The 21,628-nt window shown below is 58.6% G+C and carries 22 protein-coding genes; 14 read left to right on the top strand and 8 right to left on the bottom strand.

Annotation, left to right across the window (positions count from 1 at the left end; genetic code table 11):
- Positions 1–163 precede the first annotated feature (163 nt).
- From BM160_RS04885 to minE, 5 genes are all read left to right on the top strand, one after another.
- Entirely contained in the window at positions 164–730 is a 567-nt protein-coding gene (locus BM160_RS04885; protein WP_092001424.1) for a Spy/CpxP family protein refolding chaperone, read from the top strand.
- Positions 731–964: 234 nt separating this feature from the next.
- Complete coding sequence (locus BM160_RS04880; RefSeq protein ID WP_092001421.1) at positions 965–1,783, top strand: endonuclease/exonuclease/phosphatase family protein; 819 nt, start codon at positions 965–967, stop codon at positions 1,781–1,783.
- 245 nt (positions 1,784–2,028) lie between these two features.
- Positions 2,029–2,790 carry a septum site-determining protein MinC gene (gene minC / locus BM160_RS04875; RefSeq protein ID WP_092001418.1) on the top strand — a complete coding sequence of 254 codons (762 nt, stop codon included), beginning with the start codon at positions 2,029–2,031 and terminating at the stop codon, positions 2,788–2,790.
- A 91-nt stretch (positions 2,791–2,881) separates the two neighbouring features.
- Complete coding sequence (gene minD / locus BM160_RS04870; protein WP_092001415.1) at positions 2,882–3,697, top strand: septum site-determining protein MinD; 816 nt, start codon at positions 2,882–2,884, stop codon at positions 3,695–3,697.
- Positions 3,698–3,703: 6 nt separating this feature from the next.
- Complete coding sequence (gene minE / locus BM160_RS04865) at positions 3,704–3,967, top strand: cell division topological specificity factor MinE (protein ID WP_092001412.1); 264 nt, start codon at positions 3,704–3,706, stop codon at positions 3,965–3,967.
- 118 nt (positions 3,968–4,085) lie between these two features.
- Here minE and BM160_RS04860 read toward each other — a convergent pair whose 3' ends face one another.
- The gene (locus tag BM160_RS04860) at positions 4,086–4,427 is read right to left on the bottom strand and encodes a carboxymuconolactone decarboxylase family protein (RefSeq protein ID WP_092001410.1); all 342 of its coding nucleotides are present in this window, start codon (positions 4,425–4,427) and stop codon (positions 4,086–4,088) included.
- Positions 4,428–4,659: 232 nt separating this feature from the next.
- On the opposite strand from BM160_RS04860, the gene BM160_RS04855 reads away from it, so the two are divergent.
- Positions 4,660–5,472: an alpha/beta fold hydrolase gene (locus BM160_RS04855; protein ID WP_092001407.1), complete on the top strand. Its 813-nt coding sequence runs from the start codon at positions 4,660–4,662 to the stop codon at positions 5,470–5,472.
- Between the two features lie 60 nt (positions 5,473–5,532).
- On the opposite strand, the gene BM160_RS04850 is transcribed toward BM160_RS04855, so the two are convergent.
- Positions 5,533–6,111 (bottom strand): NnrU family protein, encoded by a 579-nt coding sequence (locus BM160_RS04850; protein WP_092001402.1) that lies wholly within the window; start codon positions 6,109–6,111, stop codon positions 5,533–5,535.
- Positions 6,112–6,355: 244 nt separating this feature from the next.
- Between BM160_RS04850 and BM160_RS04845 the strand changes: the two genes are divergently transcribed.
- The gene (locus BM160_RS04845; protein WP_177218914.1) at positions 6,356–6,991 is read left to right on the top strand and encodes a hypothetical protein; all 636 of its coding nucleotides are present in this window, start codon (positions 6,356–6,358) and stop codon (positions 6,989–6,991) included.
- A 49-nt stretch (positions 6,992–7,040) separates the two neighbouring features.
- On the opposite strand, the gene BM160_RS04840 is transcribed toward BM160_RS04845, so the two are convergent.
- The 5 genes from BM160_RS04840 to dnaA form a co-directional block, all read right to left on the bottom strand.
- Positions 7,041–8,141: a 3-deoxy-7-phosphoheptulonate synthase gene (locus BM160_RS04840; RefSeq protein ID WP_092001396.1), complete on the bottom strand. Its 1,101-nt coding sequence runs from the start codon at positions 8,139–8,141 to the stop codon at positions 7,041–7,043.
- Positions 8,142–8,227: 86 nt separating this feature from the next.
- The gene (locus BM160_RS04835; protein ID WP_092001391.1) at positions 8,228–8,833 is read right to left on the bottom strand and encodes a 3'-5' exonuclease; all 606 of its coding nucleotides are present in this window, start codon (positions 8,831–8,833) and stop codon (positions 8,228–8,230) included.
- An 18-nt stretch (positions 8,834–8,851) separates the two neighbouring features.
- On the bottom strand, positions 8,852–11,476 hold the full coding sequence (gene gyrB, locus BM160_RS04830; protein WP_092001387.1) for a DNA topoisomerase (ATP-hydrolyzing) subunit B: 2,625 nt from the start codon (positions 11,474–11,476) through the stop codon (positions 8,852–8,854).
- Positions 11,477–11,577: 101 nt separating this feature from the next.
- Positions 11,578–12,684, bottom strand: coding sequence for a DNA polymerase III subunit beta (dnaN, locus tag BM160_RS04825; protein WP_092001382.1), 1,107 nt, complete (start codon positions 12,682–12,684; stop codon positions 11,578–11,580).
- 275 nt (positions 12,685–12,959) lie between these two features.
- Positions 12,960–14,354: a chromosomal replication initiator protein DnaA gene (gene dnaA / locus BM160_RS04820; RefSeq protein ID WP_092001379.1), complete on the bottom strand. Its 1,395-nt coding sequence runs from the start codon at positions 14,352–14,354 to the stop codon at positions 12,960–12,962.
- A gap of 941 nt (positions 14,355–15,295) precedes the next feature.
- Between dnaA and rpmH the strand changes: the two genes are divergently transcribed.
- The 7 genes from rpmH to BM160_RS04785 all read left to right on the top strand — a co-directional run bounded on the left by rpmH (position 15,296) and on the right by BM160_RS04785 (position 20,912).
- Entirely contained in the window at positions 15,296–15,430 is a 135-nt protein-coding gene (gene rpmH / locus BM160_RS04815; protein ID WP_007862708.1) for a 50S ribosomal protein L34, read from the top strand.
- Between the two features lie 58 nt (positions 15,431–15,488).
- Positions 15,489–15,899: a ribonuclease P protein component gene (locus BM160_RS04810; RefSeq protein WP_092002045.1), complete on the top strand. Its 411-nt coding sequence runs from the start codon at positions 15,489–15,491 to the stop codon at positions 15,897–15,899.
- Positions 15,896–16,210 carry a membrane protein insertion efficiency factor YidD gene (gene yidD / locus BM160_RS04805; RefSeq protein WP_177218913.1) on the top strand — a complete coding sequence of 105 codons (315 nt, stop codon included), beginning with the start codon at positions 15,896–15,898 and terminating at the stop codon, positions 16,208–16,210. Before BM160_RS04810 ends, yidD begins: the two co-directional genes overlap by 4 nt.
- Positions 16,207–17,913 (top strand): membrane protein insertase YidC, encoded by a 1,707-nt coding sequence (yidC, locus tag BM160_RS04800; RefSeq protein WP_092001376.1) that lies wholly within the window; start codon positions 16,207–16,209, stop codon positions 17,911–17,913. The genes yidD and yidC overlap by 4 nt, the downstream gene beginning before the upstream one ends.
- Before the next feature lie 42 nt (positions 17,914–17,955).
- Entirely contained in the window at positions 17,956–19,392 is a 1,437-nt protein-coding gene (gene mnmE, locus BM160_RS04795) for a tRNA uridine-5-carboxymethylaminomethyl(34) synthesis GTPase MnmE (RefSeq protein WP_092001373.1), read from the top strand.
- A 273-nt stretch (positions 19,393–19,665) separates the two neighbouring features.
- Positions 19,666–20,025, top strand: coding sequence for a Crp/Fnr family transcriptional regulator (locus BM160_RS04790; protein ID WP_369821745.1), 360 nt, complete (start codon positions 19,666–19,668; stop codon positions 20,023–20,025).
- Positions 20,026–20,198: 173 nt separating this feature from the next.
- A complete protein-coding gene (locus BM160_RS04785; RefSeq protein WP_092001365.1) occupies positions 20,199–20,912 on the top strand; it encodes a hypothetical protein in 714 nt (237 codons plus the stop codon).
- Positions 20,913–21,031: 119 nt separating this feature from the next.
- On the opposite strand, the gene BM160_RS04780 is transcribed toward BM160_RS04785, so the two are convergent.
- A complete protein-coding gene (locus BM160_RS04780; protein ID WP_092001362.1) occupies positions 21,032–21,598 on the bottom strand; it encodes an adenine phosphoribosyltransferase in 567 nt (188 codons plus the stop codon).
- Positions 21,599–21,628: the final 30 nt, after the last annotated feature.

Below are 21,628 nucleotides of genomic sequence, written 5' to 3'. Positions count from 1 at the left end.
CGCCCGGCCGCGGGTTCACCCGGCGCTCACCCAACTTTACAAACCATCACCGCTGCGCAATGGTGCGTATACACGGGGCCGCCAAACTTGCTTTCAACCTGTAGCCAAAAGCCGTATGTCACGTCACTGGTGCCAGGCGTCTACTCCCCGAAAGGAAGTTTCCATGAAATTCGCCCTCAAACCTCTTGCTTCCCTGAATGGTCTGCTTCTGGCCGGCCTGCTGGCCACCGCAGGCGCCAGCGCCATGGCACAGGGTGCGCCCGCAGCACCGGCGGCGGCCCCGGCCGCAGCCACCAAACCAGCCACGGCGCACGCCGGTGATCATCACAAAATGGGCCGTCACGATCCGGCCAAAATGCAGGCCTGGATGGCCAAACGCCAGGCCGAGCTGAAGGCCAAGCTCAAGCTCACGCCAGCCCAGGAAGGCGCTTGGACCAGCTACACCACGGCCATGAAACCGCCCGCCCACATGGGTCAGCGCCCCACGGCCGAGCAGCGCGCCGAATTCGACAAGCTGACGACGCCCGAGCGCATCGACAAAATGCGCGCCCTGCGCACCCAGCGCATGGCCGACATGAACGCAGCCATGGACCAGCGCGGCGATGCCACCAAGGCCTTTTATGCCGCCTTGAGCCCCGAGCAGCAAAAAGTCTTTGATGCCGAGCACAAGCGCTCCGGCGGCCGCGACGGCCGCGGCCATCACCCAGGCGGCATGCATCACAAAGGCTAATACCCTTGTGAAGGCTGGTGCGACTGTGCCGCCCTTGGTGCGCCATCAACTATTAATTTAATAGCTGGTGGCGCTCGTCCTTATTGGGCTATAGCCACTTTTTATTAAATTTTGACGACATCCAGGCAGCGCCCGCGTCAGCCCGTCACAAAAAAGAGCCCGTCCTACAACGCAGGCTTGCTCACAGGCAGACAATAGCCAAACTACTTGTCTGCCGTCTGTTGCCTCCCTCTTATGTCACCTTCTGCTACTGATACACGCGCGCGCCGCAAGCCTGTCGTCAAGGCCGCGACCAGCGCCGATGCGGCGTTCTCCTTCAAGGTTCTGACCGTCAACATCCACAAGGGCTTCACGTTTTTCAACCGCAAATTCATACTCACCGAATTGCGCGAAGCCGTACGCAGCGTGGGTGCGGATGTGGTGTTTCTGCAAGAGGTCACGGGCACCCACCGCAAGCACGCCGAAAAGTTCGACAACTACCCCGACGCGCCGCATTACGAATTTCTGGCCGACACGATCTGGCCCGAATTTGCCTACGGCCGCAACGCCGTCTACACCAACGGCCACCATGGCAACGCCGTGCTGTCCAAATTTCCCATCGTGCGTTTCGAAAACCACGATGTCTCCATCAGCGGCCCGGAACGGCGCGGCCTCTTGCACTGCGAGCTGCAACTGCCTGGCCACAGCAAAAACATCCATGCCATCTGCGTGCACCTGGGCCTGATGGAAGCCCATCGCACCCAGCAGATCAAGATGCTGTGCGATCTGGTGCGCAAAGACATCCCGGCCCGCGCGCCCCTGGTGGTGGCCGGCGACTTCAATGACTGGCGCCACCGTGCCCACGCCCAGCTCAAGCGCGGCGCCGACCTGCACGAGGTGTTCGTGCAAGCCCACGGCCAGGCGGCGCGCACCTTTCCGGCGCGCCTGCCGTTGCTGCGACTGGACCGCATCTACGTGCGCAATGCGCTGGCCCATGCCCCCGTGGTGCTGCCCAGCAAACCCTGGTCGCATCTGTCAGACCATGCCCCGCTGGCGGCCGAGATCCATCTATAAGGCCGGCCAGCGCCTCGCGCCAACGTAAACAGGCGCTTACAAGCATCTGCTCCAAAACATCCCGCAAGTTCCGGGATAATGGCTTTTTTGTTCTCAAGTTTTTATGTGAGCGCAATCCGCATGCATTCAATGCACCATCCTTCCCAGACAAAAAAAGGCCGCTCCGGTGAGCGGCCAGGCGCCAGCCGCAGCCAGGCCGGCCAACCCCACCCACGCCACGTCGCGCCCCTGACCCGGCATTGCCCATGACTGTTGCCATCCCGGCCACGGCCCCCGTCACTTTTGAGATCAAAAGTGCCAACCTGCCGCTGGTGGCGCTGCTGCTCAAATCCACCGACCTTGAGGCGCTCGCGCGCGAACTGGCACAGCGCTTCGGCGACACGCCCGATTTCTTCGACCAGGACGCGCTGATGATCGATCTGGCGCCGCTGCAAGCCAAGCCAGGCGCCGATGACAGCAACGCGATCGATTTTTCCGCCCTCATCAGCCTCCTGGGCCATTACCAGCTGGTGCCGATTTCCGTCAAAAACGGCAACCCCGCGCAAATGGCAGCCGCCCTGCAAGCCGGCCTGCTGCCGGCGCCAGACGCCCACCTGACCAGCCCCCGCCATGTCCCGCCGCCGCCCAGCGAACCGGCTCCTGCGCCCACCCCGGCAGCGCCTTTGGGCGCCCTGGTCATAGACAAGCCGCTGCGCTCTGGCCAGCAGGTCTATGCCCGTGGCCGCGACCTGATCGTGCTGGCCATGGTCAATGCCGGCGCCGAAGTGATTGCCGACGGCCACATCCATGTCTATGCGCCGCTACGCGGCAAGGCCATGGCCGGCGCGCGCGGCAACACCGAGGCGCGCATCTTTGCGTTGGCGCTGGAGGCCGAGCTGCTGTCCATCGCCGGCGTTTACCGCACCAGTGAAAATCCGCTGCCACCCGGCGTGGCCGGCCATCCCACGCAAGTGCGGCTGGTGCCAGGCCCCGAGGGCGACAAGCTGGTGATGAGTGTGCTGACATGAAGCGCTCCCGCAGCCCTCGTTTCGCCTAAGGCGCGAACCCGCATCCACCCGTCCCCGACACCCTTCTTTGTTTTCAAAAGGACTTTTACAAATGGCAAAAATCATTGTGGTCACCTCCGGCAAGGGCGGCGTGGGCAAAACCACCACCAGCGCCAGCTTTGCCACCGGCCTGGCGCTACGCGGCCACAAAACCGCCGTCATAGATTTCGACGTCGGCCTGCGCAACCTGGACCTCATCATGGGTTGCGAACGCCGCGTGGTCTACGACCTGGTCAACGTCATCCAGGGCGAGGCCACGCTGAACCAGGCCCTCATCAAGGACAAGCAGTGCCCCACCCTGTTTGTGCTGGCGGCCTCGCAGACCCGCGACAAGGACGCATTGACCCAGGCCGGCGTGGAGAAAATCCTGCAGGATCTGGCCGCCATGGACTTTGAATACATCGTCTGCGACTCGCCCGCCGGCATAGAAACCGGCGCCCTGATGGCCATGCATTTCGCCGACGAAGCCCTGGTGGTGACCAACCCCGAGGTCTCCTCGGTGCGCGACTCCGACCGCATCCTGGGCATGCTGGCCAGCAAGACCCAGCGCGCCATCAACGGCGACGACCCGATCAAGGAACACCTCTTGATCACCCGCTACAACCCCAGCCGGGTCGACCAGGGGCAAATGCTCTCGCTCGAAGACATCCAGGACATCCTGCGCATCAAGCTGATAGGCGTGATTCCCGAGTCCGAGGCGGTGCTGCAAGCCTCCAACCAGGGCGTGCCGGCGGTGCACATGGCGGGCAGTGATGTCTCCGAAGCCTACAAAGACGTGATCGACCGTTTCATGGGCGAAGACAAGCCGATGCGCTTTACCGACGCCCAAAAACCCGGTTTTCTCAAGCGCCTGTTCGGGGGGAAATAAAACACCATGGCCTCATTCCTGTCATTTCTGCTGGGCGAGAAAAAGAAAACCGCCTCGGTCGCCAAAGAGCGGCTGCAAATTATCCTGGCGCACGAGCGCTCGGGTCGCCACAGCCACGAGCCCGACTACCTGCCGGCGCTGCAGCGCGACCTGATTGCGGTGATCTCCAAGTACATCCACATCAATCCCGACGACATCAAGGTCAACCTGGAGCGCCAGGACAACCTCGATGTGCTGGAAGTGAAGATAGAGCTGCCAGACGCGAAATAAAGCAGCAGCCGGCCGGCCCAGTCAAACTCCTGATTTGATAGCTGGCTGCGCCCGCTCTGCCTTGGCCAGAGCCATTTTTCGCTCTTAAACCGGAAAAATCCCGGTGCGATAGTGCCCGTCAGCTGGCCTGGTTGGCGTGGACGGCATCCATCACGCGGGCCGAATAAACCATGGCGGCGCCGGCATTCATGGCCACGGCTACCCCCAGCGCCTCGGCAATCTCTTCCTTGGTGGCGCCCTGTTTCAGCGCCTGCGTGGTGTGCACCGTGATGCAGCCGTCACAGCGTGTCGTCACCGCCACGGCCAGCGCAATCAGCTCCCGCGTCTTGGCGTCCAGGTGGCCGGTCTTCTCACCGGCCCCCGACAGCACCTGGTAGCCCTTGAGCGTGTCGGGGCTCAAACGCCCCACCTCCCCGATGCTGCCCATCAACTCCTTACGGTATCCAACCCAGTCCAGCATGGTGTTTTCTCCTCGAGTGCGGGCCGAACACCGCGTTCCGCCAGCGGCCCCAGTATGGCCCTGTGGCCCCAAAAATCCAACCAGCCTGGGCCTCTCAGGGCTGGCCGCGCCCGCGTGAAAACCCGACTGACACGGCTGACGGATGCCGCTAAATTGAGCCGACTGCCACCGCGAACCCATGACAGCATGGGTTCAAACCCTGCCAGCGCCTGATCCACCAGAAAGTCCCGCCATGCGTCATCGCCTGCTCTTGGTCCTCAGCCTTTGCCTTGCCGTCGTCTTTGGTTTTGGCAGTAACGCCGCCCATGCCCAGCCGCGCATCGGCGTGCTGATGCTGCACGGCAAAAGCCCGGGCAACAATATGGACCCCAATTTCAGCCCCATGAAAGCCACTTTCGAGCGCCAGGGCTGGCTGGCCGCTGTGCCCGACATGCCCTGGTCGCGCGGCCGCTACCTCGATGGCCACTGGGACCAGGCCATGGCCGAAGTGGCCGGCCATGTGAAAACCTTGCGCGAACAAGGCGCGAGCAAAATCGTCATCGTCGGCCACAGCATGGGGGTGCCCGCGGCGCTCAGCCATGCGGTGCGCGCCGGCAATGTTGATGCGCTGGTGCTGCTGGCACCCGGACATTCACCGGTGACCTACTACAGCGTGCTCAAGAGCCAGGTGGTGCACGACAGCATAGACGAGGCACGCGCTCTGGTAGCCGCCGGCAAGGGCGATTCGCGCGAGCATTTCAGCGACATCAACCAGGGCCGCCAACAAACCATCATCACCAGCTCCAAGGATTACCTGTCTTACTTCGATCCCCAGGGCGATGCCGAGATGTCGCTGAGCGCGCCGCGCGTGCCGGCCACGACCGCGGTGATGACGGTGATCGGCGAAAAGGACCCGATGTTCAAGCGGGTCAAAGCCTATTACGTCGACAAGCTGCCCGCCAATCCGAAAAACAAATACCTGGAAGTCTCGGGCGGCCACCTGGACACGCCGCGCAACGCCAGCGATGAGGTCATCGCCTGGATCAAGACTGCCATCGCCGACTAGGTCAAACCGCCCAACGCCACCACTTCAATAACGCCGCCGGACTTCGATGCGGCATCAGCCTCAACCTACAGGCCGGATACCGATCAACAATCCGTGCGCCCAGAACGCAAAGACGGCCCAGGCCACCGTGCCGACCAGCACCGTCGTCACCGTGGCAGACATGGTCCCGGCCGGGTACACCGTGCCGGCCGCCCGGTCACGCGAGCGCGCCGCACGAAAGCTCAGCGCCGCCCACACCAGGAAGGAGCCGAACAACACCACATGCGCCACGTTGCCATTGGCCAGCAAATGCGCCAACGCCCAGACCTTGACCGCCAGCACCATGGGGTGATGCAGCCGCGCCTTGATGGCGTTGCGCGGCACATAAGTGGCCGCCAGCAGGATGAAGGCGATCAGTGTCAGCAAGGAAGCCAGATGCCGCATGCCCCGGGGCGGCATCCACAGCTGCACCGGCTGCTGCCGCGCCAGGCCAAAGCCCCAGACGATCAACACAAAGCCGACTATGGACAGCAAGGCATAGCCGCCCTTCCACGCCCGCTCGCCAACGCGGCCTATCATGGCCGTGCGCCAGCCATCGGCCACGATGCGCGTGGAATGCACGCCTAGAAAAAGAACCAAGCCCAGAATCAGCATGCCCATGGTGTTGCCTTGAGACAAAAAACGAAGAGAGCTTGATTATGTGACGGCGTTCACCAAAACGCTATTTTTTTAATAGCTGGTGACGCCCGTGCTATATACGCAAAAGGCTTATTTCTCTTGAATTTATTGGTGTGCAGCCATCTACCTTGGGCTGTGGCCGGAGACATTAAGACCTTGTCAAGCATGCGCTTGCGGTAAGGTCGGCCTACAAAGACAGAAGCAAAGGGAGGCAACAATGGGCTTGATGGACCGGGACTACATGCATGAAGAGAGGCGCCAGCGCCCTTTCAGCCCACCGCCCGATCGCTTCAGCACCCTGAGCAAGGTGCTCATCTTTGTCGCCATCCTTTTCCTGCTCTACCAGGTGGCGGACTGGAAACTCAAGTCACCGGTCCCGGCCCTTGCCGCCAAGCAGCAGAGTTATCCACAATCACCCAGCGAACTGCCCGCGGCAGTGAGGCGCGCCGCGCCAGCAAGCCCGCATCAGGCAGCACCCAGTTACGACTATCCGCAAACCAGCGAGTCCAGCACACGCACGGTCACCAAATGCGTCGTCAATGGCAAGACAAGTTACGGCGACGGCGCGTGCGCCCAAGGCGCCGTTGCCAGCCGGGTCACGACGAGAAACGACCACAACCTGATGGCCGCGGTTCGCCCATCAGCCAATACCGACAGCGAAACCACGTTTGAGCAAACAGTCGTCGTCACGCAAAGCGGCCCAGCGCTCAACTCAACCAAACTCATCTGCGCCAACCTCGATGAACAAATCAAGCGCTTGGACGCGATGGCCCGTCAGCCTCAAGGCGCACAAAGGCAAGACTGGATATCGGCGGAAAAGAAAAAACTGCGCGACCAGCAGTTCCGCATTCCTTGCCAATAAACGACTAGGGGCAGACCTGGCTTGAATTCGGCAAGCGCTTAATAAAGCGTCAAGCGGCAGCCCGTCGCGCCCGCACAGCAGCGGCCAAGCCCTGCAACACCGGCACCGTCTGCTCAAAACTGATGCAGGCATCGGTCACAGATACGCCGTGCTTCAGGCTCTGGCCGGGAACAATGTCCTGCCGGCCTTCATGCAGATGGCTTTCAATCATCACGCCCATGATGCGGGCGTCGCCCGCCGCCACCTGGCTAGCCACATCGGCGGCCACGCTGATCTGGCGCTGGTGCTGCTTGCTGCTGTTGGCGTGCGAAACGTCAATCATCAGTTGCTCGCGCAGACCGGCGGCCCGAAGTTGTCCACAGGTCGCGTCCACGTCGGCCTTGAAATAATTGGGCTGCTTGCCGCCGCGCAGAATCACATGGCAGTCGTGGTTGCCACGGGTTTCAAAAATCGCCGACTGCCCCATCTTGGTCATGCCCATGAAGGCATGGGCGGACTGGGCCGCCTGGATGGCGTCGGTGGCCACCTTCACGCCGCCGTCGGTGCCGTTCTTGAAACCGACCGGGCAGCTCAGGCCGCTGGCCAGCTGGCGGTGGCTTTGGCTTTCAGTGGTGCGCGCGCCAATCGCGCCCCAGCTCACCAGATCGCTGATGAACTGCGGGCTGAGCAAATCCAGAAACTCGGTGCCCACCGGCAGGCCCAGGTCCAGCACGTCCAGCAGCAGCTTGCGCGCCATTTCCAGCCCTTCGTTGATGGCGAAGCTGCCGTCCATGTGCGGGTCGTTGATGTAACCCTTCCAGCCCACGGTGGTGCGCGGCTTTTCAAAATACACGCGCATCACCACCAGCAGTTCGCCGGCCAGGGCGTCGGCTTGCGCCTTCAGTTGGCGCGCGTAGTCCATGGCCTGGTCGTGGTCGTGAATCGAGCAGGGCCCGACCACGACGACCAGCCGGTCGTCGGCGCCATGCAACACGCGCGAGATGGCAGCGCGGCTGTGCTCGACCAGCCGCTGCGCGGCCTCGGGCACGGGCAGCCACTCCTCCAGCAAGGCCGGCGTGATCAGCGGACGCACGGCGCTGATGCGCAGGTCGTCGATACGGGTGCTGTCATGGGTGGACGGTGGCGTGGCGGGGTGGACGTGGGTATTCATGGCGAAATGATGAGTGTTTTAGGGCTCTATGGCATATGGCTAGAGCACCACCAGCTACAAAAACAATAGCAATTTGAAAGTGATGACTACGCATAGCGCGCCATAAAGCTGTTGACGGCGGATTTGGCGCAGCGCTGCAAGGCCATCAACAAGGCGTGATCCATGCCGGCCACGCCGTGACGGGACTGCAGATCGCGCTGAATCTGGCCCAGCAACTCGGCGGCCATTTCGGCATCGGCCAGCGCCCGGTGCGCCTGGCCGGTTTTCGGCAAGCGGTGGTAATCGACCAGCGAGCCCAGCTTGTGATTGGGCGCCTGTGGATAAAGTCGGCGTGACAGCAGCAAGGTGCAGATAAAAGGCTGCGGCGCATCCAGCCCGGCGCGCTGCAATTCGGCCTGCCAGAACTTGCGGTCAAAGGCGGCGTTGTGCGCCACCAGCGGCGCCTGGCCCACAAAGCGGCTGGCCTCGCCCATCACTTTTTCCGCAGCCGGCGCGGCGGCCACCATGGCATTGGTGATGCCGGTGAGCTGGGTGATGAAGGCCGGAATGCGCACGCCGGCATTCATCAGGCTCTGGAAGCGGTCCACCACCCGGCCGTTTTCCAGCAGCACGATGGCCACCTCGGTGGCACGGTCGCCGCAGGCGGGCGAAATACCGGTGGTCTCAAAGTCGATGACGGCGGTGAGACTCACGGAAACCCCACCTGCCTATCAAGCGTCAATATTGGCTGCCCGCAAGGCATTTTGTTCAATGAATTCGCGGCGCGGCTCGACCTCGTCGCCCATCAGCATGGTGAACACGCGGTCGGCCTCGATGGCGTCGTCGATCTGCACCTTGAGCAGGCGGCGCACTTGCGGGTCCATGGTGGTTTCCCACAACTGGGCCGGGTTCATCTCGCCCAGTCCTTTGTAGCGCTGGCGCGAGGTGGCGTTTTCGGCCTGGCCTATCAACCATTTCATGGCCTGGCGGAAGTCGCCGATTTTTTCTTCTTTTCTGCGCTCGCCTTCACCGCGCATGACTTTTGCGCCATCGCCTATCAAATCCTTGAAGGTGGTGGCGGCTTCGGCCAGCGCGGCGTAATCGGCGCCGTGCACAAAGTCTTGCGTCAGCACGCTGCTTTTCACGTTGCCGTGGTGGCGGCGGCTGATGCGCAGAATCGGTTTGTCGCTGCGCACATCAAACTCGCCAGCCACGTCGGCAGGCGCGCCGGTGGTGTTCAGTTCGCGCAGCTTGGCTTGCAGGGCAATCGCAGAGGCTTCGGCATCGGCCACCGTGTCCAGATTGAGCGACACGCCATCGGCAATCGCGCGCAGGGCTTCGGCATCCATGAAGCCGCGCAGGCGGGCAATCACCGACTCGGCCAGCTGGTGCTTGCGCGCCAGTTCGGCCAGGGTGTCGCCCGTCAGCACGACGTTTTCATCGGCGCCGGTTTGCACCACCGCATCTTTCAGCGCAATGCGCAGCAAGAAGCCGTCGAGGGCCGCGGTGTCTTTGAGGTATTGCTCTTCCTTGCCGGCCTTGACCTTGTACAGCGGTGGCTGGGCAATGTAGATGTGGCCGCGCTCCACCAGTTCGGGCATCTGGCGATAGAAGAAGGTCAGCAGCAAGGTGCGAATGTGGGCGCCGTCAACGTCAGCATCGGTCATGATGATGATGCGGTGGTAGCGCAGCTTGGCGACGTTGAAGTCGTCCGCGCCCGGCGTTCCGCCCACGCCGCCGCCCTTGCCAATGCCGGTGCCCAAGGCGGTGATCAAGGTCAGGATTTCATTGCTGGTCAGCAGCTTTTCGTAGCGCGCTTTTTCCACGTTCAGGATCTTGCCGCGCAAGGGCAAGATGGCCTGGAACTTACGGTCGCGGCCCTGCTTGGCGGAGCCGCCGGCGGAGTCACCCTCGACCAGGTAGATTTCGCAACCGGCCGGGTCTTTTTCCTGGCAGTCGGCCAGCTTGCCGGGCAGGCCCATGCCGTCGAGCACGCCTTTGCGGCGTGTCATGTCGCGGGCTTTGCGAGCGGCTTCGCGGGCACGCGCCGCTTCAATGATCTTGCCAACGATGATCTTGGCGTCGTTGGGGCGTTCTTGCAGGTAGTCGTGCAGCAAACGGCTGACGATGTCTTCGACCGGGCCGCGCACTTCGCTGGACACCAGCTTGTCCTTGGTCTGGCTGGAAAACTTGGGCTCTGGCACTTTCACGCTCAGCACGCAGCACAAGCCTTCGCGCATGTCGTCACCGGTGACTTCAACCTTGGCCTTTTTGGCCAACTCGCTGTCGTCGATGTATTTGTTGATGACGCGCGTCATGGCGGCGCGCAAGCCGGTCAGGTGGGTGCCGCCGTCGCGCTGCGGAATATTGTTGGTGAAACACAGCACCTGCTCGCTGTAGCCGCTGTTCCACTGCATGGCGACTTCGACACCGATGTTTGTGCCCTGGTCGCTCTGGCGATCACCCATGGCGGCAAACACATTGGGGTGCAATATGGTTTTGCCCTTGTTGATAAATCCGACAAAGCCCTTGACGCCATCGGCGCCGGCGAAGTCGTCTTCCTTGCCGCTGCGCTCATCCTTCAGGCGAATCCGCACGCCGTTATTCAGAAAGCTCAGCTCGCGCAAGCGCTTGCTCAGAATCTCGTAATGGAAATCGTTGTTTTCCTTGAAGATGTCGGTGTCGGGCAAAAAGTGAACTTCGGTACCGCGCTTGTCGGTGTCGCCCATCACCTTCATCGGGGAAATTTCCACCCCATCGACGGTCTCGATGATGCGGTTTTGCACAAAGCCCTTGGAAAACTCCATGGTGTGCACCTTGCCGTCACGACGAATCGTCAGGCGCAGCATTTTGCTCAGTGCGTTCACGCAGCTCACGCCCACGCCATGCAGGCCGCCCGAAACCTTGTAGCTGTTCTGGTTGAACTTGCCGCCGGCATGCAGCTCGGTCAGGGCAATTTCGGCTGCCGAGCGTTTGGGCTCGTGCTTGTCGTCCATCTTTACGCCGGTCGGAATCCCGCGGCCGTTATCGACCACGCTGATGGAATTGTCGGAGTGAATGGTGACCAAAATATCATCGCAATGACCGGCCAGCGACTCGTCGATGGAGTTATCCACAACCTCGAACACCAGATGGTGCAGTCCGGTGCCATCGGAGGTATCGCCGATGTACATGCCGGGACGCTTGCGCACGGCTTCCAGACCTTCCAGGATCTGGATCGAGCCTTCGCCATAGGCTTCAGAGGCGCCGGCCTGATTGGTGTCGATTTTTGGCTGGAAATTGGAGCTTCCCTCGCCCGCAGCACCGTCGTTGACGTTCACTTGATCGGCTTCGTTTGCTTTGTTTTCTTCAGTCATGGCCAGCTATTCCCAATTTCTTCAATCTCTTCAATGACCAAACCCGCTTCGGCAAGCGGGTCTGTTGGCAGTTTTTGACGCGCTCTGGTGCAAGCCGCGCGTCAAATTCGCATCGGCATCACGACATATTTGAAAGCCGTGTCGTCGGGAATGGTGAGCAGGGCCGAGCTATTGGAGTCCGCCAGCTCGATTTTCACCATGTCCTGGTCCATATTGGCCAGCGCATCAATCAGGTAGGTGACGTTGAAGCCGATTTCGATGGCGTCGCCGCCGTAATCGATATCCAGCTCGTCGACCGCTTCTTCCTGCTCGGCGTTGTTCGAGGCCACACGCAAAGTGCCGGGCTCGATGTTCAGTCGCACGCCCTTGAACTTTTCGCTGGTCAAAATCGCGGTGCGCTGCAGGCTGGCCAGCAGGGGCACGCGGCCCAGCGTGATGATGTTCTTGTGGTTTTTGGGAATCACGCGGTTGTAGTCGGGGAATTTGCCTTCGACCAGCTTCGTCACAAACTCCATGCCCTCAAAACTGAACTTGGCTTGGTTGCCGGCAAATTGCATTTCGATCGCGCCTTCCTTGTCGCTGAGCAGGCGCTGCATTTCCAGCACCGTCTTGCGCGGCAAGATGACTTCCTGCTTGGGCACTTCAACATCCAGCGTGGCGGAAGAAAAGGCCAGCCTGTGGCCGTCGGTGGCGACCAGGCTCAGCTGCTTGCCTTCGGCAACAAACAAAATACCGTTGAGGTAGTAGCGAATGTCATGCACCGCCATGGCAAACGACACCTGATTCAGCAATTCCTTGAGCACTTTTTGCGGTACCGCGAAGGCCGGACCAAAATTGGCGGCCTCTTGCACCAGCGGAAAGTCTTCCGCCGGCAACGTCTGCAAAGTAAAGCGGCTTTTTCCGCCTTTCAGGATCAGCTTGTTTTGCGCCGACTCCAGCGATACGGTTTGGTCGCTGGGCATGGAACGCAGAATGTCTATGAGCTTGCGCGCACCTACCGTGGTGGTGAAGTTGCCGGCGTCGCCATCGAGTTCGGCTGTGGTGCGGATCTGAATTTCAAGATCGCTCGTCGTGAGCTGCAACTGGGGACCGGTTTTACGGATCAGCACATTCGCCAGAATCGGCAAAGTGTGCCTGCGCTCCACAATGCCCGCGACCGATTGCAGCACCGACAACACTTTTTCTTGAGTGGCTTTCAGAACGATCATGTCTTCCTCTGTATTTATCTTTAATTCTTTAATTCAAATTAGTAGTAGTGATAAGGGCCGCCACTATCTGTGGATAGCGTGATTTTTCCCTTTTAAATCAAATACTTGGCGTTTGTTTAACCTTGTGCCCAGAGGCCCCGGAAGTATCCTGTCGGACAGGAACAACTTTCGATTGTCATCTGCTTCTGTGGATAAGTCATGACTTGCTAAAAAGTTATCCCCAGCATTATTGGGTCTGGTCCAAGGTTTTTGAAAAAGAGTACAAAAGCATTCTTTTAGCCCTTAAGGGTTTGCTCCAGCACGTGGAGTTGCTGGTTGAGTTCGGTCATCAACTGGCGTTCGGCGGCCATTTTGCGTACCGCATGCAGCACCGTGGTGTGGTCGCGGCCGCCAAAGAGCTCGCCAATTTCCGGCAAGCTCTTTTGCGTCAACTCCTTGGCCAGGTACATGGCAATCTGGCGCGGTCTGGCGATGCTGGCTGGCCGCTTCTTGGAATACATGTCGGCGACCTTGATCTTGTAATAGTCGGCGACCGTCTTCTGGATGTTTTCAACGGAAATCTGCCGGTTCTGGATTGACAACAGGTCGCGCAGGGCCTCCCGGGCCAGCTGAATCGAGATTTCCTTGTGGTTGAAACGCGAGTACGCCAGTATTTTGCGCAAGGCGCCTTCCAGCTCACGCACGTTGGAGCGGACGTTCTTGGCGACAAAAAATGCCACCTCTTCGGGCATGACCGCACCCTCGGTATCGGCCTTGCGAATCAGAATGGCGACGCGCATTTCCAGTTCCGGCGGCTCAATGGCCACCGTCAGACCGGAATCGAAGCGCGACACCAGGCGTTCATGGATGTCGGTCAAACCCTTGGGATAAGTGTCGCTGGTCATCACGATGTGTGATTTTTTAGTCAGCAAGGCCTCAAAGGCGTTGAAAAACTCCTCCTGAGTGCGATCCTTGTTGGCCAGAAACTGCACATCGTCGATCAGCAGCAAATCCAGCGAGTGATAACGCTCTTTGAACTCGTCAAAAGTCTTGCGCTGATAGGCTTTAACCACATCCGATACAAATTGCTCCGCATGGATGTAGAGAACTTTGGCCGCAGGGTTATCCGCCAACAGTTTGTTGCCGATGGCATGCATCAAATGGGTCTTGCCCAGACCGACGCCGCCATAGATAAACAAAGGGTTGTAAAGCTGACCCAGACTGCTGGCCACATGAAGCGCGGCAGCCCGGCCCATGCGGTTGGCCGTGCCTTCAATCAAAGTGTCGAAGGTCAGCGCGGTATTGATCCGGTTCTTGAACGCGGACGCGGCAGTTTCCTCGGGCGCACCCAAGTTAGCCGGCTCAGACACCCCTATGGCATCAAATTTTCGTATCAATACATCTGATTTTGCAGGCGCTTCCCTGGGAGCGAGCGCTAACTCTATGGGAATTCGCTGGCCCGATATTTTTTCGAGCAAGGCCGCAATACGAGCGGCGTACTGGGCCCGAACCCAGTCCAGTTTGAAGCGATTACCAACCTGAACGGTGACTTTTGACAGGTCGGGGGCGACTATGACCACCAATGGACGAATCCAGGTGTTGAACTGCTGTTCAGGTAATTCCTGGGCCAAATGGTCAACACAGGTCTGCCACAAATCCTGACTCAGGCTATTGACGGATGCCTCACTCATGACGACTTTTGACCAGGCTGCGGGTGCAAAGCAGGCTGTAGCTGCTTGTGGATATTGTTAATTTTGGACACCCGTAATTGTAGTCGTGACAGCTAGTTATCCACAAGATTGGGGCTTCTCGGTTGATCTGGCTGAGTGCGCTGACTCTGAATAAGAAGTCATGACGAAGACGAAATCAAACATGAAGCCAAGAAGAAGTTTTGCATAAAAGCAGTACTTTTTTACTATTTTTTTGAAAAAACTGGGTTTGTCACATAACTTTGGGGACAACTTTTGAACAACTACCTACTTATCCACAGGGAAAGTTAGCTTTTGACAGTTGTTCATATATGGCAGCAGACTTCCGTAATAGCTTGGCACAAGGTTAAACAAATCCTAAGCAGATGATTTTTAAAGGGAAAAACAACTTATCCACAGATAGTGGCATCCCTTACCACTACTACTATTTTGAATTAAAGAATTAAAGAAGAGATAGAAAAATCAGGCGATCCAAAAAACATAGCCTCGTCGGCTTTGCCTCGAACACTCATTCCAAGTCGTTTTTTCATCCAAATCGCTGTAAGTTGCCGAAAGTGGGACCAGAAATCGAAGTTACCGAGAGAAAACCAGCACGCCAGAAAATTTCTTTTCATTGGCGTTGTGAGGCTTGCAATAGCTATTCGAGCCGTCTGATTTCACCCCTTGCTGACGACATCAGCGCTAACTTGTTGCCAGGATTGGGAAATCTGCGATAATCACGGGTTTCCCCGATTCGTTGCGGCTTAACGCTGCCTGCGCAGTCTTGCTTGTTGATTCGTCTTCAAAGCTTGTCGCTGCAGTAATGCAAGTCCCTGGACTTACAAAAAGGGCCGTTTTTCGGCCTAAAAATCATTCGAATCGCCCGGGGAAGTTTTGTAGCTGACAGCCCAGTAACAGGCCCGGTAGGGCTAGTAGGATTTATCATGAAACGCACATACCAACCATCCAAAGTTAAGCGCGCACGTACGCACGGCTTTTTGACCCGCATGAAAACGCGTGGCGGCCGCGCAGTTATCGCTGCACGCCGCGCCAAAGGTCGCAAGCGTCTGGCTGTCTAAGCCAGTTTTTTTTGCAGGCCATGTGCCGTTTTTGCTGTTGAGCTGACGCTTGGCACTAGTGCTACGGCTGAAAACCCGACCTCAGTTTCAGGCAGTTCTTGCCGGCGCCATCGTTGCAAAAACAACGCACTTCGCATTGCATCGCAATGCGCTGGACGTGAAGGCGGCGCAAGAAGAGTCCGACAAACGGGTCAATACGCCTGTGTTGTTTCCCGTCCAGGCAATGTGGATAGGCGCGATGGTTCCAAAACGTTGGGCGAAACGCGCTGCAACGCGCAACGCTATCAAACGACAGATCTACACCGTGAGTGCTGATTTTTCTCAGCAATATCCGCAAGCCGCATTTGTGGTTCGCTTGCGCCGCGGTTTTCCCCGTACGGAATTTGTCAGCGCCAGCTCGGAACTGCTCAAGCAGGCGGTGCGGGCCGAAATGCAGGTGTTGATGTTGGCAGGAGCGAAGGCGTCGTGAACGCAATCGCCACCCTGACGCGTTTGCCGAAAACCGTGCTGATCGGTTTGGTCAAGGGCTATCGCTTATTGCTCAGTCCCTGGCTGGGTGCGTCCTGCCGGTTTGAACCCAGTTGCTCGGTTTATTCCTTGCAAGCATTGCAAGAACACGGTGCGCTCAAGGGTAGCTACCTGACGCTGAGCCGACTGGCACGCTGCCAGCCCTGGTGTGATGGCGGACACGATCCGGTGCCGGCCACGAATTCTGCTTCCCTTTTCAGCCGCCTGCTCACGCCCGCGGCTTCTATTCCTTCTAAAAAGACGCCGTCATGAACGACATCCGCCGCACCATTTTGTGGGTGATTTTTGGTTTCTCCATGGTCTTGTTGTGGGACCAATGGCAGGTCTTTAATGGCCACAAAGCCACTTTTTTCCCTTCCAGCAGCCAGACTGCCAAGGCACCTGTCGTCAGCGCAGCCGCGTCGGCTGCCGGCAGCGGTGCCGCCGCAGTGCCGTCGCCAGTGAGCGCGACGCCAGGCACGGTGCCAACGGGCGCACCTTCTATAACGCCCGCCGCTGCCAAAGAGCGTGTGGTGGTGAACACTGATGTGCTCAGCCTGACTTTTGACAGTGAAGGTGGAACGCTGGTTCACTCGGCGTTCAACAAATATAAGGATATGGCGCACAAAGAGCAGGGTTTTGTGCTGCTGGATGAAAGCGCCAACCGTGTTTATGTCGCGCAATCGGGTCTGGTTGCAGGCAGTACGGGCGGTGCTTTCCCGACGCACAAAACACTGATGACCTTGCTGCCTGGCGAGCGTGTCTTGAAAGACGGCCAGAATGAATTGCAAGTCAAGTTTGAGTCGGCCGACATCGGTGGCGTCAAGCTGCTCAAGACCTACACCATCAAGCGTGGTGCGTATGACCTAGCGGTGCGCCATGAGGTGATCAACACCGGCAGCGCGCCGGTGGCGCCTCAGCTCTATCTGCAATTGGTACGCGACGGCAACAAGCCGCCTGGAGAATCGTCGTTTTACTCAACTTTCACCGGTCCGGCGATTTACACCGAAGCCAAGAAATACCAAAAAGTTGAGTTCAAGGACATTGAAAACAACAAGGTCGATGTGGAGAAACAGGCCACCAACGGTTATGTAGCCATGGTGCAGCATTACTTTGCCTCGGCCTGGATTCTGGCTGACGGCATCAAGCGCGACCTGTTTTTGCGCAAGGTCGACACGAATTTGTATGCCGTGGGCATGATTACGCCGCTGGACAGCATTGCACCCGGTGCGACCAAGACCATAGATTCCAAGTTTTTTGTTGGCCCTCAGGAAGAAAAAGTGCTGGAAGCTCTGGCGCCTGGCCTGGAACTGGTGAAGGACTATGGCTGGCTGACCATTCTGGCCAAGCCGCTGTACTGGCTGCTCGACAAGCTGCACAGCTTCATCCAGAACTGGGGCTGGTCCATCGTGGCGCTGGTGCTGCTGCTGAAAATCGCGTTTTATTGGCTCAACGCCAAGGCCTATGCCAGCATGGCCAAGATGAAGGCCATCAATCCGAAAATCACGGAAATGCGCGAACGCCTGAAAGACAAGCCGCAGGAAATGCAGCAGGCGATGATGAAGATTTACCGTGAGGAAAAGGTCAACCCTATGGGCGGCTGCTTCCCCATCATGATCCAGATTCCGGTCTTCATTGCCCTGTACTGGGTGCTTTTGTCCAGCGTCGAAATGCGCGGCGCACCATGGATCTTGTGGATCAAGGACTTGTCTTCGCCCGATCCGTATTACATCTTGCCGGTCGTGATGGCCTTGACCACCATGCTGCAGACCGCGCTCAATCCCGCGCCGCCTGATCCGATGCAGGCCAAGCTGATGTGGTTCATGCCGCTGATTTTCAGCGTGATGTTCTTCTTCTTCCCGGCCGGCCTGGTCTTGTACTGGATCACCAACAACATCTTGTCGATTACCCAGCAATGGGTCATCAATACCCGGATGGGTGTTCCGCCGCAGTTCAATCTGCCGAAGTTCAAATAATAAAAAGGGCCGCTAAGCGGCCCTTTAACATTGCGAAGCTTTATGTTGGCCCGACATCACCATCCCATCGTCGCTATTGCCACAGCACCCGGTCGGGGAGCGGTGGGCATAGTCCGCGTTTCCGGTCAGCAGATTGCAGCGGTGATTGCCGCCGTTTGCGGGCGCTCCCTGTCGCCGCGCCAGGCCACCTACTTGCCTTTTCGCGATGCCCTGGGTCAGGTCATAGATCAGGGCTTGGCGATTCATTTCCCCGCGCCTCATTCTTACACCGGTGAAGACGTGCTGGAACTGCAGGCCCATGGCGGGCCAGTGGTGTTGCAACTATTGCTGGCGCGTTGCCTGGAAGCCGGCGCTGCTCTGGATCCGGTGACGGGCCAAGCCTCCCTGCCCTTGCTTCGCGTGGCGCAACCGGGCGAATTCACCGAACGCGCCTTTCTCAATGACAAGATCGATTTGGCACAGGCCGAAGCCATTGCCGATCTGATTGACGCCAGCACCGAAACGGCGGCCCGTTCGGCAGCGCGTTCCATGTCAGGCGAGTTTTCACTGGCCGTTAATACCTTGCTGGAGCAGCTGATTCATTTGCGCATGCTGGTAGAGGCGACGCTGGATTTTCCGGAAGAAGACATAGACTTTTTGCAAAAGGCCGATGCCCAGGGTCAGTTGCTGCGCTTGCAGACCACGCTGGCGGGCGTCTTGCAGCGTGCCACCCAGGGGGCGATTTTGCGCGAGGGCATCAAGGTGGTGATTGCCGGCCAGCCCAATGCCGGCAAGAGCTCGCTGCTCAATGCGCTGGCCGGCGCCGAGTTGGCCATCGTCACGCCGATCGCCGGCACCACGCGCGACAAGGTGTCGCAGCTGATACAGATAGAGGGCGTGCCCCTGCATGTGGTGGATACCGCCGGTTTGCGTGATGCGCTGGACGAGGTGGAGAAAATTGGCGTGGAGCGCGCTTGGGCAGAAATTGAAACGGCGGATGCCGTGCTGTTTTTGCACGACATGACCCGGCAAGAAGATGAGGGTTCGGCCGGTAATGCTATTAATTACATAGCTGATGACGCACAGATAGCAAGGGAATTAAGCCAAAAGCTTGCAAAAAATACGCCGGTCATCGATGTCTGGAACAAGTGCGACATGGCCAGCGCTGCGCTGTTGAAAAAAATCTCTGGCGGCGTGCAAATTTCGGCAAAAACCGGCACTGGTCTGCAAGCTTTGCGCCAGCTGTTGCTGCAGGTGGTGGGCTGGCAGGCCGCGCCCGAAGGGGTATTCATGGCGCGTGAACGCCATGTACATGCGCTGCACAAGGTGCAAGCCGGGTTGGAAACCGCATCGGCTCAGCTACTGGCCTCACAACCGGCGCTGGATTTGCTGGCCGAGGATTTACGCCAGGCGCAACTTCAGTTGAGTGAGATCACCGGCGCTTTCAGCTCGGACGACTTGCTGGGCGAGATCTTTTCCAGATTCTGTATCGGGAAGTAGATTCAGCCAGCATACGCGAGGCTGCGAGGCTGCGAGGATGACAAGATGACAAAACCAGCAAGATGCGTTGGCATAAAGTAGCCTGGCTAATGGGTAATTACCCTTGCAGCTTTTGTAGGTCAAAGGTATCTTCCGTCCACCATGAATGCACCATTACTCACCGCCGTCCGTTCTGATATCCGAGGTTTGGCCCAGGCCATCACACATTCCCAAGCGAGCGATGCCTTGAGTTGCCAATTCAGCCAGCCTCACTGGGATATTTTGGCAACCTATATGCAGCCATTTACCCTGAACAATGGGCAGGTTTTGATGGAGCAAGGCACAACCGACCGTACTTTGTATTTCATCGAAAGCGGTAGCCTGAGCGTGCATTACAAAGACGAAAAGGCGCGAGTTCGGATGGCTATGGTGAGCGCAGGTACTGTGCTGGGTGAAGGCACTTTTTTCGCGTCTCAGCCGCGCAGCGCCACGGTGCATGCTGCCACGCCCTGCAAGCTGTGGAGTTTGACTTCCACACGCTTTCAGGAAATGGCCAACCGTCACAGCCCGATTGCACTGGAGTTGACGCTGGCCATGGGGGCCGTGATGGCCAAGCGCTTGTACAACCGTCCCCGGCGTGTGGCGGTCACCTGATCCCTACCGTGTTCAAGCCGCTATTGCAGCGTCGTGACAGTGTTGGGAATGCCACAAAAAAGCAGAAATACGGCTCTGTTCATCCTAGTGAATTCAGTTGCTCATTGCTAAACTGAATCCGCTGGATTCAACAACAATGGCAAGCCGTCTGTGGCCTGCAGAAAAGCGCAAAGATGTCTTTTTTCAACTGGTTTTCAGGCCATTCCCGCTCCGCCAGAGCGACGCCTCCTGATGGCGCAACACGTGCGCTCAAGAGGCATGAGCAAGCCGGCGCGGTGCCGTTTCAGCGTCCGCAAGCAGAGGTCAGCGGTTCTGCTGATGAGCGCAAAGCCAAACGTCATGCACGCCGCGAACAGCTCTATGTGGCGATCCGTGAAACCATGACCCGGGCCGGCGTCTTGTCTGCCAGCTACAAGTTCAAAGTGCTGTCGCTGGACCAGGGCGGTAACGAGTTTTTGGTCATGATGGATCTGGTCAAGGCCTCCGCTGCCCCGACACCTCGGCTTGGCGAGATTGAGGCCTTGATGGTGCAAGACGCCAAACAGCGGTTTGAAATTACCGTGCCCGCCGTGTACTGGCGCGTGCTTGAAGTCGATGTGGTGAAAAAATCCGAAGCTCATGCAGCGCCAGCGTCTGATGCGTTAGCCAAACCGGTCAAACCGCAGGCCTCGCGTTACGAGCCGATTCAGGCGGATGAAGTGACGGCCTTTCGCCAAGCCCTGCTGGCGGCGTCCGCACGCAGCACCTCCGTGGCGCCAGAAAAGCGCATTGAAGCTCGCCGCGGTTTGCGTTACTCGCCGCAGGTCAATGACTTTGCAGATACCGAGAGAGCTGAATCAGCTGCTTCTCCGGGGCTTAGCAATACCCAATATGGCGAACTCAATTAAGCCGGGCAAGCTGGTTGATTGGGAAGGAAAATAATAAGAAAAAACAAGGTTTGTCGTTATTCAACGGGCGTTAAATGCTATTGTTTTTATAGTAATCTCGCCCGTCGGTGGGTGATGGTTCAGTGACCGGAAAAATCTAGCAATGTGAATAAAGGCAGGCCTGCGGTCCGCAACCTGGCCGAACCACCGAGCTCCGGCAGGTCAACAATGGCGGCGCCTTCGGTCACCGTGGCCCCCAGCTTTTCCAGCAGCTTTTTACCCGCCATCATGGTGCCACCGGTGGCGATCAGGTCGTCAATCAGCAGCACCCTGTCGCCAGCCTTGACGGCGTCTGTGTGCAGCTCGACGCTGGCGCTGCCGTATTCCAGCTCGTAGGTTTCCTCGACCGTGGTGAAGGGAAGCTTGCCTTTTTTGCGTATCGGCACAAAACCGACATTCAGCTCGTAGGCCACTACCGCACCCAGAATGAAGCCGCGTGCATCCAGCCCAGCGACCACGTCGGGGCGTAGCGCCGGGTCCATGTATCGGTGGACAAAGGCATCAATCAGCACTCTGAAGACTTTGGGGTTTTGCAGCAGCGGCGTGATATCGCGAAACTGCACGCCGGGCGCCGGCCAGTCGGGCACGGTGCGGATGTGGCGTCGCAGGTAGGGGCCGTAATTGAAGGCGTCTGGGGTATTTGGCATGGTGTCAGCCTGTGGTGCTGTGGCTCTCCA

Origin of the sequence: Polaromonas sp. OV174 (genome assembly GCF_900112285.1) — a bacterium.
Taxonomy (GTDB): Bacteria; Pseudomonadota; Gammaproteobacteria; order Burkholderiales; family Burkholderiaceae_C; genus Polaromonas.
Note: the sequence above shows the minus strand (reverse complement) of the source record. Positions and strands in the feature narration are given on the sequence as shown.